Consider the following 14,120-nt stretch of genomic DNA (forward strand, 5'->3'; position numbering starts at 1 on the left):
CAATCCCCTTTCCCCTTTCCCTAACAACTAAACCCATCCCAAGCCATGGGAAAAGTGTGTTCTAAGAGGGAGGAATAGTCTTGATTGTTGCTATGGGTTTCTTCATCTAAGACTTTAACGACTTTATTATATATTTCGTCTGCTTGTTGAGGAGAATCGCCGATGCTGGTTAAGCCTAGCTTACCAAACTGGGACAGACAACCCATCAAATGAAAAACTGTACCTGTTTCTGTGCCGGTGTCAAAGTGCAGCCTGTGATGGGCGATGATGTCCATTAAGTCGTTTGGTAAGAGTCCTCGATAACGGTCTTTTTGCAGGTTGTCGGTGGCGATGTAGTATTTGGGACGTCCTTGCTGGGAGTAAAACAAGCCTGTAGAAAAGTCGTAACGTCCGTTGGTTAATAACTTTAAGGTCATAAAGGGATGGGTGGTTCCGCCTTTACGCAAGTTAATTTCTATTGCTTGGAGATCCCATTGTCCATTGTCTTGCTCAACGGCGATAAAATCGACTCCAAATCGTTCGAGTGCGCCTTTTTCTGCCAATTTCATGCCAATTTTTGTTCCTAATAATTGTAGTTGGACACGATAGGCTTCATCCGCAGGAAATCGACAACCAAGATAAACCTGTCCGTCTGGACCACCAAGAATTTGGTCATGGGTAGAAAGGATTTCCACTTCGCCTAGAGGTGTGATCCGTCCTTGGACACTGGGCGATCGCTTTACTTCACCCTCCACAAATGCTTCTACTATTGCGCCTAATTCACTAATCCGTCCGGAAAAGTTTTCCCATGTCTCTTGGCTAGTTTGAAAACCCATTTTTGGCAGGCGATCGCTAATCGCTGCTAAACGTTCAGCATGAGAACCATTAGGAGGTGCGACATCCGCCACTGGTCTTAAGTCTAACAGCGCATTTCCTTCTCCTGAAAAACCTTCATTGAGCTTGACAACCATTCTTTTTAATGTCGGCTGGCGTTCCCATAATTGCACAGCAGCTTCTTCCAAATCAGCAACACTGTGAACTAATTCACTACCATCTGGATATGGCACGGCCGTTTCTGCAAATATTTGACGGCTACCACTTTTTGTTCCCCAAATCTGCAAGTCTGGCGCAGGAGCATACAATGGCACATTTAATTTGACAGATAATTCTGCTTCTAATGGGGTTGAATTATAGCAAATCATAAATGATTTGTCAATCCTTAAAGCTTTACGAATGCGATACAACAACCGGGGACGTTCTAAAATTTTTTGACTGAGGGGTTTTAAGGAAGAATCATAGGTTGAAAGTAATAGCAAACGATTGCGAGCATGGGAAAAGGGTATGCCTGGTAAAAGTTGTAAATAATAGTCGATAATACTAGGATGTAACGGCACAGATGTGACATAAATTAATCGATTGCGGGGATTCCACAAACGAATCAGTGAGAATAATAATCGCTCTTCATAGTGTTCGTAACCTTCTACTTTTTTAAGTTCTCGCTGATCAATACTAAGAGAGGGAATAACCAATATATCTACATCACTACTTTCGGTAGGTCCTTCAATACTTTGCCAGCGATCGCGCAAAGTTAACTGAAGAAATTTGAATGGGTCAGTTTGCTCTATATGAGAAAAGTTTAATGTTTGCATAATTTTACCCCTGCGCTCCTACTTTGTTCCCTCAGCGAGATTTCCTAATTTCACATATATCCTAAGTAATAAACCAATGCCGACTGTATGCAACACTTCTTAGAAATTAGTTCATTTGTTACTGAAATTTTACGAAGTTGCATAAAAATTTCAGTGAAAAATTGGTTTTTTGTCATCGGGATCAATATATAGTGAATCATCCATTAATCACGGCTAAAAAACAAGAGTTAATTTTCTTGCCAAAGTAGTACTTAGTAGAAATAATTTTTCTGAACTCACTTTACTTCTTAAGATTGATATATTTTTATTTTTGTTTATATCTTGAGAATGATAAATTGCCTAGACTTAACAGTTAATTTATTTACTAAGAGGAGCGATTTTTTAATCAAGGCAGATTTGTGTAGCAAAGTTATTTGACAAGGAGCATACTTTTGGTGTGAGGGAAAGCTTTTTTGTTTACATAATTTTGTTATAGCAGCAACTGATAGACAAAAATTTATATTTTTATCAATTAAAAATTTTAAGCTTGCTTATAGTAACAGGGTGCAGTTGTCAAAACTAAACCTTGGATTGAAGATTCGATCCAAGGTTAGTTTTTAAGGAAGAGTTACTAGGAGTAAACAATCGTACATTCAAGGAGAAATATATGCCAAAAGAAAAACCATTACAACCACCACAACAACAAGCACAACAGCCGGGTATTGAGTCAGAAATGACACCTAAACCCCAAGCGGATGATCCTCAGTATCAGGGAAGTGGCAAATTAAAAAATAAGGTAGCGTTGATTACTGGTGGAGATAGTGGTATTGGTCGCGCTGTGGCGATCGCCTTTGCAAAAGAAGGTGCAGATGTGGCGATCGCTTATCTCAACGAACATGATGATGCTAAAGAAACTAAACATTTGGTAGAAGCACAAGGACGAAAAGCATTTACTATCTCTGGTGATGTTGGAGATGAAAACTTTTGTCAGCAGGCTATCCAACAAACGGTAGATGAATTTGGTAAACTCGATATTCTTGTCAATAATGCTGCGGAACAACATCCTCAAAAAAGTATAGAAGATATTAGTAAAGAACAACTAGAGCGAACTTTCCGCACTAATATTTTTTCAATGTTTTTCTTAACTAAAGCTGCACTCAAGTACCTTAAAGAAGGTAGCAATATCATCAATACTACTTCTGTGACAGCTTACAAAGGTAGCCAAGAATTACTTGATTATTCTTCTACAAAAGGTGCAATTGTTGCCTTTACTCGTTCTCTGTCACAAAATTTGGTAGAAAAAGGTATTCGTGTTAATGCTGTAGCTCCTGGTCCAATTTGGACACCTTTGATACCAGCTACCTTCCCAGAAGAGAAAGTAGCAAATTTTGGAAAACAAGTACCAATGCAACGAGCAGGACAACCAGAAGAAATAGCACCTAGTTATGTATTTCTAGCATCAGATGATGCTTCTTATATAACTGGTCAAGTTTTGCATCCTAACGGTGGTACGGTTGTAAATGGTTAAACACTAGTAGTTTGCCAGAAAGCTCGTAGTGAGCGCTTAAGCGCTGATAAAGGACTAAATTCCTTACTACAAACCTACTTTTACCTTTCATTTGAGAGATGAGTTAGCTTTGAGAGATTGATAATATGGCAAACAAATTGAAATCAAAAAAAGCTGCTTATTATGTCATCTAAAACACGTTTACATGGTACTGATTTAGTAGATTGTGCAAGAGCAAATGCCAAACAGGGAATTGAAACCGCCGCTTATCAATGTGGTTATGGTAATGATTTAAATACCTTTGCACAGGAATTAAGAAAAGCTTGTGAAGAAATGAATTTGCAAGCTAAGGAACTCACTGATCTGATTGTCGATCAGGACTTAGTTCTGAATTTAGGTGAAGGTGAAATTGTCGCCCCTGACAGTGATTCACAACTTTAACTGTTAAGTATGATTGGTGGAGATAGGGATCGCTTAAGGTGGGGCCCCCTCTGGGGAACTCGGGGCCCCCACTCCCCCCAAGGGAGTGGGGATCAGGGGCGAAGGGGTAACGGGGATCGGGGATCGGGAACTGAAAAACTATTTGTGTAATTAATTTGTGTAATTAATTTTTTTTAAGTACTTATCAGTTATCAGTCAATGATCAGTAGCCTTTTTCTATAACTGTTCCCTGTTCCCCGTTCCCTGTTCCCTGTTCCCCATTCCCCATTCCCTGCTTTAACATTTGGGCTAAAACGTTGCGCGTGATGATTTGAGCATCAGCGTTTAAAACTGAAGGACGCAATTGAGGAACGTTGTAATCATCAAGTCCCCAACTCCACTGCATAGACCCAGTTGCAAAAACTGTGGCGCCAGAATCTGTGGTATAGACTGTCATATCTGCATATCGAATCCCACCCCCGTAACGATAGGGTGAATGAGCAACACGAATTGTATTATATGGAGCATTACCAAACATCCTATCGACTTCATAACCCAAAAGTCCTTCTAAGCGGATTTGTTTGTTAGATGATTGAAGATTCCTAGTGACAGATGCTTGGTTGTGATTTTGCATTAATTGCGTATCGGTAAGTAACCAACTTGGTGCTGTGTGATTAATAAGTATGTCCGCGTTCACTTGAAATGTTTGGTACATGACTCCAATCAGAGCATCTTCTGGAAGATTTACAGGCTTTTTGCGCCAAACAGTAGTTACTAAATAATCATTATTTGGATATTTATCTCTAGCATAAGGATCTAAAGCAGCATTTTCTTTATAAGTAACAATGGTACGATTACTAGTTCCCGTTGTTTGGCTGGGTTCTAAGCGAATTTGCCAATAACAAGTATTGGAGGAAAAAAAGCCTAAACTCACACCAGCATCTCTAGCTGCTTCTACATTTTGTCGCATTTGCCATGACCAATATTCATCATGACCTACAGATAGAAATGCTTTGTGCAATAGTAGGATTGGCTTGCTGGTGTAGGGATCTAAATGATTTTCATGGGTATCAATATCAGTAGAATAGGTGACATCGTAGCCTTGACGTTCTAACCACCGCACCATGTTATATTCCCAGCCAGCGCTAGAAGTTCTTCTCTTGGGTTGAAAGTTAGTCAAAAACTCTCCTGCTCCCACTCCATAAGCAGCTGCACGGTTAGGACTAGCAGCATAGGGACGATTAAAAGAAACTTTATATGCTTGTTTACCACGACTGTTCCATCGATATAAGGACATTCCACCCCAGTTGTTATAGGCCTGATATGTTGTCACACTCGATTGAAACAGGATATCAGAGGGGCGACTGTCATCACGGACAACAAAAATAATGTAGCTTTGTTTACCACTAATCCCAGCTGTTAGTTTTGCTAAATAAATACCACTTGTCCACAAAGTAGGATTATCTGAGTTATTGGAAATTTTTAATACGTAGGGATCTGTCCAATCACATTCAATTAAACCAGTTGTCTGATCTACTATTGGTGGTGGCTGTTTGACTCCTTTGCGCTTAATGATAGGGATGATTTGTCGTCCTCCCGTGTTTCCATACCAACCCATACGAAAAATTTCAATTGTATAAGTTGGCTCTTTTGTATTAACAAAAAACTTGATTTCTTCACCACGATTTACACTTGTAAGCGAAGCATAACCTTCTATTTCTCGCTTAGTAGCAGGATTTGTTAGCTGCCAATGGGTTGTACCTATTTTTAAATTTTCAACGACAATGGGATTTTTACGATGGTATTTAGGTATATTTATATCAACGGCTTGGTTAGGATCTGGAAAAATCAATAGAGTAACTATCAAAATTAAAAGTGCTACTGCTAGCAATTTTATTGTGTTATTTAGCTTTTTTATCAAAACAATTATATTCGCTGTCATTTTGATTACTCAAGTTTGACCAACTTGATTGTGTCATTTTTTATCAAATTTATACCAGTATTCACAAATTTCACTAAATATTAGGAATCCTATATATAGCTATAGCCAGGTAAGTTAGGACGTAGATTCCAATATTCTCCAGTTGGTTATACCGATTTCAATGTCCTAATCAAAACGGCTACAGCTATAGCAAAGATCCCCGACTTCTTTAAGAAGTCGGGGATCTAAGTACTTAGTATCTTTTACTATTTATATAGTGTAAATAAATACATTTTATTTTAAACGATCGCCGGATTAATTTCACGCCTTATACACAGCAAACAGCAAACTAATGGCACTCATGCATTTAAGATCGTTTTTGCTAAACCAAAGTAAATTAATACACCTAGTACATCCACTGCTGTAGTTATAAACGGTGCAGACATCAATGCTGGGTCTAAACGCAAGAAGCGAAACAAAAACGGGAGTGCGGAACCGGAAACAGAAGCGAGAACGGAAATTGCTACTAGGCTAGTACCAACTGCGATCGCTACTTGTAAATTCTTTTGTAATAAAAAAGCCCAGATCGTGGCGATCGCACCTAGCATGACTCCCAGCAACACACCCGCCAAAGCTTCCCGAACAACCACTTGCAAAGGGCCAAGGGCGCGGATTTCGTCGGTATTCATCCCGCGAATAACTACCGTGGAAGATTGAGCGCCGACATTACCACCAGTACCCGTCAACAAGGGAATAAACGCCGCTAGCACCACAACTTTTTGTAAAATATCTTCTTGAGATTTAATAATTGTGCCTGTAATGGTGTTGGTGATCAGCAAGACAAATAACCATACTACCCGCTTACGAGCAATAGTCAGCAAATTTGACTGAAAATAACTATCGCCGTCAGACTGGACACCACCACCCACAGCGTAAATATCCTCGGTGGTTTCCTGTTGGATAATGTCAATTACATCATCAACGGTAATAATACCCACAAGACGATCTTCCCGGTCTACCACAGGAACAGCCAAAAAGTCGTATCTTTGGATCAATCTAGCTACTTCTTCTTGATCTGTGTCCGTATGGACAGACAGTACATCGCGAGTCATGATTTCGCCAATAGTTTGTTGTGGTTGAGCTGTGACCAACTCGCGCAGCGATAAAATTCCAGTTAAACGCCTAGCTGCATCTGTAACGTAAAGATAGTAAATCATCTCGCTAGCATTAGCTAAGGTGCGAATCCGCTCTAGAGTTTCCGCCGCTGTAAAATTTTCTTTGAGAGAGATCAACTCTTGAGTCATAATTCGCCCAGCAGTACCAGCTTCGTAACCCAAAAGTTGAGCTGTAGATTCTTTTTCTGCGGGACTAAGTTGTTCTAACAAACGCTTGACAATTTTTGCTGGTAACTCATCAAATAACTTGGCTCGATCATCCGGTGACATTTGCTCAACAATCTCGCGGACTTCCTGACTTCGGAGTTCCTCAATCAATCGTTCTTGCACAGTGTAATCAAGATATTCGTATACTTCGATCGCTTCATCTTTAGAAAGTAACCGAAAAGCGATCGCGTGCATTGCTTCTGGTAATCCTTCTATAGCTTCAGCAATATCTACAGGTTGTACAGGTACTAAAATGGCTTTAGCTCCACGCAAGTCCCCAACTTCCAATAAACTTTGTAATTGCGCTCGCACTAAATCCCGCAATTCCCTGCGTGACAAATCTGGGAGAACAGGAGACGTATTGTTTGGGGTTTGCATAATAACAATCAAGGTGATGGGATAATCCAATTTGAATCAGGCTACCCCTAGTCGAGGGGAAAGTGGAGATTGGAAAAAACAAATTTATTATTTTTTTCTGTTTTGGGCTACTGTGGATGTAAAGTTTTTATCTAGATTTTTATAGTTTTTTATCCTCGAACCATTTAACTTGCATATTTTCAGGTTTGACAAAAACCGTCAATACCTCTAGTTGCGTAAAATACAGTGTATTGGCGTGTCAAGACTACTACTCTTAAATCATTTGCTCCAGACAACTCATGGGAAGTCGGGGATCTGGGCTTTGCGAGTCTACCTAATTAAGCAAAAACGACTCACCTACAAGATATTTATACAGGTGCTTCTTAGCAATATGTTGAACATCATCTGCAATCCATTTATGTTCTTTGGGATTATTCAGATGAAAGGAATAATTATATATGATTGCCATGACAAAGAATCCCTCTACTATTTGTAAGTAATTCTCAGGTAACTTACGAATAGTTTGATAACCTTCAAAAAATGAGGATCTCACTTGAGGAAGTAAATATTGAAGTGACTCAGCAATATCATAAAGGTAGTATCCAAAACCACAACGAGCGAAATCAATTGGTCGAATTTGTTCGTTGTAAAATAGATAGTTGCCGTCATGTAAATCTGCATGAATTAATCCCCAAATATCTTGGGCTTGACCTAGTGTTTTCATCATGCTTTCAATCTTTTGGGTTGCTTGTGTCAGCATTCCATAATGCTCTGGTGAAACTAAGCCATAAGACACTGCTGGGTAAAATGCTGATAGTGCTGCACGCAAACGATTTTCATCAAATATTGGACGTACAAAATTGTGTGGGAATTTCCACTGACTGCTGTGATGATGCAGTTGAGCTATTAATAAGCCGATCTGGTGAGCTTGTTGTGGTGTTCGATCAGTATCACAGATGTAGCCATCAATCCAACGTAGCAAGGAGCAATAAAAAACATCTTGGGTATCATTGGCTAAAACTTGTGTTATCCATCTACCCTCTAAATTTTGCACTGGCTGTTGCACTATGATGTTGGTCTGATGACCCAAGGCGTCAAGCCACAAAAGTTCTGATTCGATAATATCTGGTCTTTGCCATATATCATCCTGTAAGCCTGAAAATGATTGGTGGATACGGAGGAGGAATTTTTCTTCTGGTGTTTCCACATAAAAGGTCACGTTTCCACTATGACCCAAAAACCGAAGTTCTCGCTGAACTACAGCATATTGATTAAGGGCAGCTTCCGCAATGCGTTCGTAGGCGTTAATCTCTGCCATTATTTATATTTTTCCTGTTAGGGGCATAAATCTCGTAGTAAAGCAAGGGTCTTTCGTTAACTATGGCTCTTTTTGTCTGAGACATGCCTATTTTATCCAAGACGCGAATTGAGCGATCGTTCGGCTCATCGACATCTGCAACTATATATTTAATACCTAAGTTTACAAATGCATAATCAAGCACAGCTAAAGTAGCTTCGGTTGCATAGCCATGTCCCCATAACTGGGGTCGGACACCAAAAATTAAACTAGGTAATTCTTCGGTAAACTGGAGTAATCCTGTAAACCCAGCTATCTGGTGGCTGTGATTGTCAAAAAATAACCAAATTCCGTAACCGTGATCGCTGAAGCTGGCGATACTGGCTTCGATAAAGGCTTGGGCTTCTTCACGGGAGATTTCGCGGTCATCAAAGAGAAATCGCCGAATCTCTGCATCACACCATAACTCGTGTACAGAGTCAAGATCCTCAAGTTGGCATGGTCGTAAATCCAGACGGTCAGTATGTAGCAAATTCATGAATATATAGAACTTACGCACTGTACAGATTGTCTATTATGTGCATAAAGATATTTGGTTGTCTGGGAGTATTATCGATCTTAACCTTACTCAGGCGATCGCTACGGACTTGTGTTGTGAACGAATCCACTTGTGTTGTGAACGAATCCACTTGTGTTGTGAACGAATTCACTTGTGTTGTGAACGAATCCACTTGTGTTGTGAACGAACGCACTTGTGTTGTGAACGAACGCACTTGTGTTGTGAACGAACGCACTTGTTTTTGAACCAATCATACATAATAGCCAATTTGTATAGTGCGTAAGTCCTAAGATATTAAAGTATAACTAGATTCATCGGGTTGCCAAGCTGCTCGTGTCAGAGCATAATACACAACATCTAAATTATAGAAATGGGCATCTTTTTCATACTTTAATCCGGCTTTTTCCATCACACGGCGGGAAGCAGTATGTTCTGGTGCTGTAATTGCAACAATTTTATCTAACTTGACCTCTTCAAAACCATACCTCAAACTGGCTTTTGTTGCTTCTGTAGCGATACCTTGATACCAGTAAGCTTGATCCAAACGATAAAGAACTTCTACTTCAGGACTGTTTGGTAAAAAATTTAATCCGCAATGACCTATCAATTTATTTGTAGCTTTGTCTACTACAGCCCAAACTCCAAAGCCGTGTTGTTTCCAATGCTGAATAAAAAATTCTAAAATTTGTTGTGTGACATCTTTGACTTTATCTTTGGGAATGGGTCCTCTAGGAGAATATTTCATCACTTCTGGATTGCTCAAAATTACTGCTGCTTCATCGACATCATCAAGGATATACGGTCGGAGTAGCAATCCCCTGGTTTCAATCTTTAGCATGGTGACGTGTAGGAACGCAAACACTATATTAAAAAAATTTGCTTATAGTATTGTAAAAATTAATATAATTTTCCTATTATGAGTATCTCTATACCTCGAAAAAAATCTCACTCACAATACCGTCAACGTGAAAACGACTGGCGGTTATTTTTGCGATTGATACCCTATGGTCGTCGGCATGTGCGATCGCTTGCACTATCATTATTATTACTTGTGCCAGTAACTTTGGCTAATGCTGTCCAACCATTGTTAATCGGACAAATTATTTCTCTGATTCGCAAAGAACCGAGTACCTACGAGTTTCTACGTAATCTTCCCTTCTGGTCAGCTTTACACCTTTTGGAAGGATTGTTAGTTGTTACGGTAATTATTAGATTGGTATTTACAAGCTTTCAAGGTTATTTAGTCCAAAAAGTAGGACAACAAATCACTGCTGATATTCGCCAAGATTTATTTGGGCATGTTACTTCTTTAGCAGTGCGCTTTTTTGACCGCACACCTGTAGGTAAATTAATTACTAGACTCACCAGCGATGTAGAAGTGTTAGGAGATGTCTTTGCAACGGGGGCAATTGGTATTGTATCTGATTTGTTCTCCATGCTGGTGATTCTCGGTTTTATGTTTTCGATCCAGTGGGAACTCGCTTTGATGTTGTTGTTGATGCTAATACCTGTATCAGGTTTAATCATTTATTTTCAACAACAGTACCGCAAAGCTAATTACAAATCTAGAGAAGAGCTTTCAATTTTAAATTCCCAACTACAAGAAAATATTGTTGGTATTAATGTTGTACAACTCTTCCGCCGAGAACAATTTAATGCTGAGTTGTTTCGCAAAAGCAATAAACGTTATGTCAAAGAGGTAGATAAAACTATTTTTCATGATACAGCTGTATCTGCAACATTAGAATGGATTTCCTTGGTGGCGATCGCAGCTGTTTTGTGGGCTGGTGGTTATTTACTTTTGCAAAAAAACTTGACTTTTGGAACTTTATCTTCATTTATATTGTATGCTGAAAGGCTATTCCAGCCTCTACAGCAATTTGCCGAAAAGTTTACAGTCATTCAATCAGGCTTCACTGCTATTGAACGTGTTTCTGATATTTTGGATGAACCCATCGAAATCCGCGATCGCGCTAATCCCAGAGTATCAGTTTTGGATGTCCAATTTGGATATATTGACGAAATAGTTGACCATCTTGAATCTGAAACTGAACATCCCAAACCACTACTAGGAGAAATCAAATTTGAACATGTTTGGTTTGGTTATAAAGAAGATGATTATGTGATTAAAGATTTAGATTTCACAATTCATCCCGGCGAGAAAATTGCCTTAGTCGGTCCCACTGGTGCTGGTAAAACTACTATCATCCGTCTTTTATGTCGTCTCTACGAACCCAGCAAAGGACGTATTTTAGTTGATGGTATAGATATTAGAGAATTACCCCAAGCCGAACTACGCCGTTACATGGCAGTAATTTTACAAGAAGGTTTCTTATTTGCTGGCGATGTCAAAAGCAATATTACCTTGGCTGATGGTTATTCTTTTGAGGAAGTACGACAAGCAGCAGAGAAAACCAACATTGCTCAATTTATCGAAGAACTTCCCCAAGGGTATGATACCCAGCTGCGAGAGAGGGGTACAAACATTTCTAGTGGTCAAAAGCAACTATTAGCCTTCGCCCGTGCAGCTATTCGCAATCCCCAAATTTTAGTTTTAGATGAAGCCACTGCTAGCCTGGATGTAGGAACAGAAGCATTAATTCAACAAGCTTTAAACCAGCTATTGATTGGACGAACAGCAATTATTATCGCTCACCGCCTATCCACAATTCGCAACGTAAATCGGATTTTTGTCCTCAAACGCGGAGAATTAATCGAACAGGGAAATCACGAACAGTTACTGCAACTAGGAGGACTTTATGCTACCTTACACAACTTACAAATGTTAGGAACATAATTGTACTGTAGGGGTCCCCGATCCCCAATCCCCAATCCCCAAAAATTCTTATGCTTGACCTGACCAAACTGACAGGACAAATGCAGGGTTTGAGTCAGCATCTTACACAAGAAGCTGCTGCCAGTCGCCTACGTTTAGAATTAGCTCAACAACATTTTCTCAGCGCTTGCGAGCGCCAAGAAGAGTTTGTCCAAAAACAGGAAAAATGGCGCGATCGCATTATGTTTGTTAGTGCTACTCCTGTTGAACCACTCAACACTTGTATTGAAATCCCTGTTCCGCCGAAAGTTCATACTGTGATCGCCACTGATGGTTCCCAAATTAGCCCTAGCCATCATGAAATAGCCTACTGTTATCTGCTCAATATTGGCAGAGTTGTTTTACATTATGGTCAAAATAAACACCCACTTCTAGATAGTTTACCGGAGATATTTTATCGTCCAGAGGACTTATATATTTCCCGTCAATGGGGTATTAAAACTGAAGAATGGATGAGTTTTTGTCGCACCGCTAGCGAAGCGACAGTATTAGCAGAATTAGCCTGTAGTGTTGTTTCAAAAGATCAAGAAGTATTTTCTTCCCACACTTCTAGACGCGATGAATCGCGTCTCTACATTACTCCCCCATCCTCAAAAATCCCTACCCTCGCCATGGTGGATGGTTCGTTAATTTACTGGTTTTTGGAACAATTACCTTTTGATGCACGCGATCGCATCTTACCCCCAATTCTGCAAGCTTGGCGGCAAATGCGAGATGCCCAAATTCCTCTGATGGGTTATCTGAGTGCATCTCGCAGCATTGAAGCAATGAACTTTTTACGGCTTGTGGCTTGTCCCCATCCTGCGCCTGATTGTATGAGTTTTTGCCCAAATCAAACGGAAAAAGTTGCTTGTAAATTGTTTGAATCACTACGGGATACAACTGTTTGGACAACGCAACTCAAACCCGGACAACGTGGGCCGTTGTGGCGCAGTAATGCCCGTATCCTAGACTTATACGAAGATTTACAAATTTACTTTTGTTATGTTCATGTTGGAGCCGAAATTGCTCGGATAGAAATACCTGCATGGGTAGTAAGAAACACATCTTTATTTGATGAAGCACTGGGATTAATGTTGGCGCAAGTGCAAAAAGGATATGGCTATCCTGTAGCAATAGCTGAAGCACACAATCAAGCAGTCGTACGTGGTGCAGATAAAGCGCGTTTCTTTGCTTTATTAGAACGACAAATGATCAAAGCTGGTATAAAAAATGTGGGAATTTCTTATAAAGAAGCAAGAAAAAGAGGAAGTATTGCTTAGAGATGCGAGGAAAATCGCATCTGTACAATGGTCTTTTTGGCTTGCTTAAAATACAACCAGAATAAAATATTACAATCCAAAATCCAAAATCCAAAATGGTATGTCCTATGCAAAATCTAGGTACATCACAAACAACAGGGCTAAACTTAGAACTGTTTCATGTTCAAACTAGTAGATCCTTTGGAATACCAACACCTTCAGCTGTGATTCGTATTGGTAAACCGAATGAAAAAATCAATCCAGATATAGATGTTACTTTTTTTCCAGACGCTGATGTTGTTTCTCGCCTACATGCAGAAATTCATATAGAAGGTAATAGTTACTATATTGAGGATTTAGGAAGCTCTAACGGTACATATCTTAATAATACAAAGCTAGAGCCACGAACCCGCTACCCTCTCAATTTAGGAGATAAAATTAACCTAGCTCAAGGGGAAAAAGTTACTTTTATATTTCAAAATCAACAACTAAATCAAACAAATAATCTTTCTATTTCCAATCCGACAGTATTTCAGCCCCAGAATACTAATCCAAATCAAAAACACAAGGTTGATCGAACTAGCAAGCTGTTAGGTGCATCTCTAATTATTGCTGGAATTGTAATTTTGGCTTCTAGTACTCAAATTGGAATTTTTGTACGCCTTCCGGGTGTATTGCTGTGCGTCGCAGGAGTTGCCATACTAATTTGGGGGCGCTTCAATCCGATTTTTGGATTGCTTTTGATCTTAGGTGGAGTAGGGGTTATTGTTTTTACTGGTGGTGTTTTCGCTTCAGTTAATTTTTTGGCTTTTCTAGTAGCATCTGCTTTATTAGCAGTGGGATATCTACTTTTTAGTACTGGAAAAGTAGGGGAATACGATTTACAAAGCCTCAAAAGCTTGATCAAGCAAAAACGTCAATAATAGTCATTGGTGATTGGTCATTTGTCATTTGTCAAGAATCAGTTAATACCATTTCACAAAAAATCTGATA

At 39.5% G+C, this 14,120-nt stretch carries 11 protein-coding genes; 5 read left to right on the plus strand and 6 right to left on the minus strand.

Annotated elements, in window-relative coordinates:
- Positions 1–20: 20 nt before the first annotated feature.
- Complete coding sequence (locus B4U84_RS19255; protein WP_131120129.1) at positions 21–1,628, minus strand: peptide ligase PGM1-related protein; 1,608 nt, start codon at positions 1,626–1,628, stop codon at positions 21–23.
- A gap of 646 nt (positions 1,629–2,274) precedes the next feature.
- Between B4U84_RS19255 and B4U84_RS19260 the strand changes: the two genes are divergently transcribed.
- On the plus strand, positions 2,275–3,135 hold the full coding sequence (locus B4U84_RS19260) for an SDR family oxidoreductase (RefSeq protein ID WP_131120131.1): 861 nt from the start codon (positions 2,275–2,277) through the stop codon (positions 3,133–3,135).
- A gap of 162 nt (positions 3,136–3,297) precedes the next feature.
- Positions 3,298–3,555, plus strand: a complete 258-nt coding sequence (locus B4U84_RS19265) for a hypothetical protein (protein ID WP_017310771.1) — start codon at positions 3,298–3,300, stop codon at positions 3,553–3,555.
- A 202-nt stretch (positions 3,556–3,757) separates the two neighbouring features.
- Here B4U84_RS19265 and B4U84_RS19270 read toward each other — a convergent pair whose 3' ends face one another.
- From B4U84_RS19270 to B4U84_RS19295, 5 genes are all read right to left on the minus strand, one after another.
- Positions 3,758–5,476, minus strand: coding sequence for a N,N-dimethylformamidase beta subunit family domain-containing protein (locus B4U84_RS19270; protein WP_242677666.1), 1,719 nt, complete (start codon positions 5,474–5,476; stop codon positions 3,758–3,760).
- A gap of 338 nt (positions 5,477–5,814) precedes the next feature.
- Positions 5,815–7,215: a magnesium transporter gene (gene mgtE / locus B4U84_RS19275; protein WP_017310772.1), complete on the minus strand. Its 1,401-nt coding sequence runs from the start codon at positions 7,213–7,215 to the stop codon at positions 5,815–5,817.
- A gap of 313 nt (positions 7,216–7,528) precedes the next feature.
- Positions 7,529–8,512, minus strand: a complete 984-nt coding sequence (locus B4U84_RS19280) for a phosphotransferase enzyme family protein (RefSeq protein ID WP_131120133.1) — start codon at positions 8,510–8,512, stop codon at positions 7,529–7,531.
- Positions 8,499–9,029, minus strand: a complete 531-nt coding sequence (locus B4U84_RS19285) for a GNAT family N-acetyltransferase (protein ID WP_131120136.1) — start codon at positions 9,027–9,029, stop codon at positions 8,499–8,501. Before B4U84_RS19285 ends, B4U84_RS19280 begins: the two co-directional genes overlap by 14 nt.
- Before the next feature lie 307 nt (positions 9,030–9,336).
- Positions 9,337–9,888, minus strand: a complete 552-nt coding sequence (locus tag B4U84_RS19295) for a GNAT family N-acetyltransferase (RefSeq protein WP_131120140.1) — start codon at positions 9,886–9,888, stop codon at positions 9,337–9,339.
- Between the two features lie 78 nt (positions 9,889–9,966).
- On the opposite strand from B4U84_RS19295, the gene B4U84_RS19300 reads away from it, so the two are divergent.
- From B4U84_RS19300 to B4U84_RS19310, 3 genes are all read left to right on the plus strand, one after another.
- Complete coding sequence (locus B4U84_RS19300; RefSeq protein WP_131120142.1) at positions 9,967–11,847, plus strand: ABC transporter ATP-binding protein; 1,881 nt, start codon at positions 9,967–9,969, stop codon at positions 11,845–11,847.
- A 50-nt stretch (positions 11,848–11,897) separates the two neighbouring features.
- Positions 11,898–13,148: a DNA double-strand break repair nuclease NurA gene (locus B4U84_RS19305; RefSeq protein ID WP_131120144.1), complete on the plus strand. Its 1,251-nt coding sequence runs from the start codon at positions 11,898–11,900 to the stop codon at positions 13,146–13,148.
- A gap of 107 nt (positions 13,149–13,255) precedes the next feature.
- Positions 13,256–14,050, plus strand: a complete 795-nt coding sequence (locus tag B4U84_RS19310) for an FHA domain-containing protein (RefSeq protein WP_017310778.1) — start codon at positions 13,256–13,258, stop codon at positions 14,048–14,050.
- The last annotated feature ends 70 nt before the right edge of the window (positions 14,051–14,120 follow it).

It is taken from the genome of Westiellopsis prolifica IICB1 (assembly GCF_004323185.1).
In the GTDB taxonomy this organism is placed as follows: Bacteria; Cyanobacteriota; Cyanobacteriia; order Cyanobacteriales; family Nostocaceae; genus Pelatocladus; species Pelatocladus prolificus_A.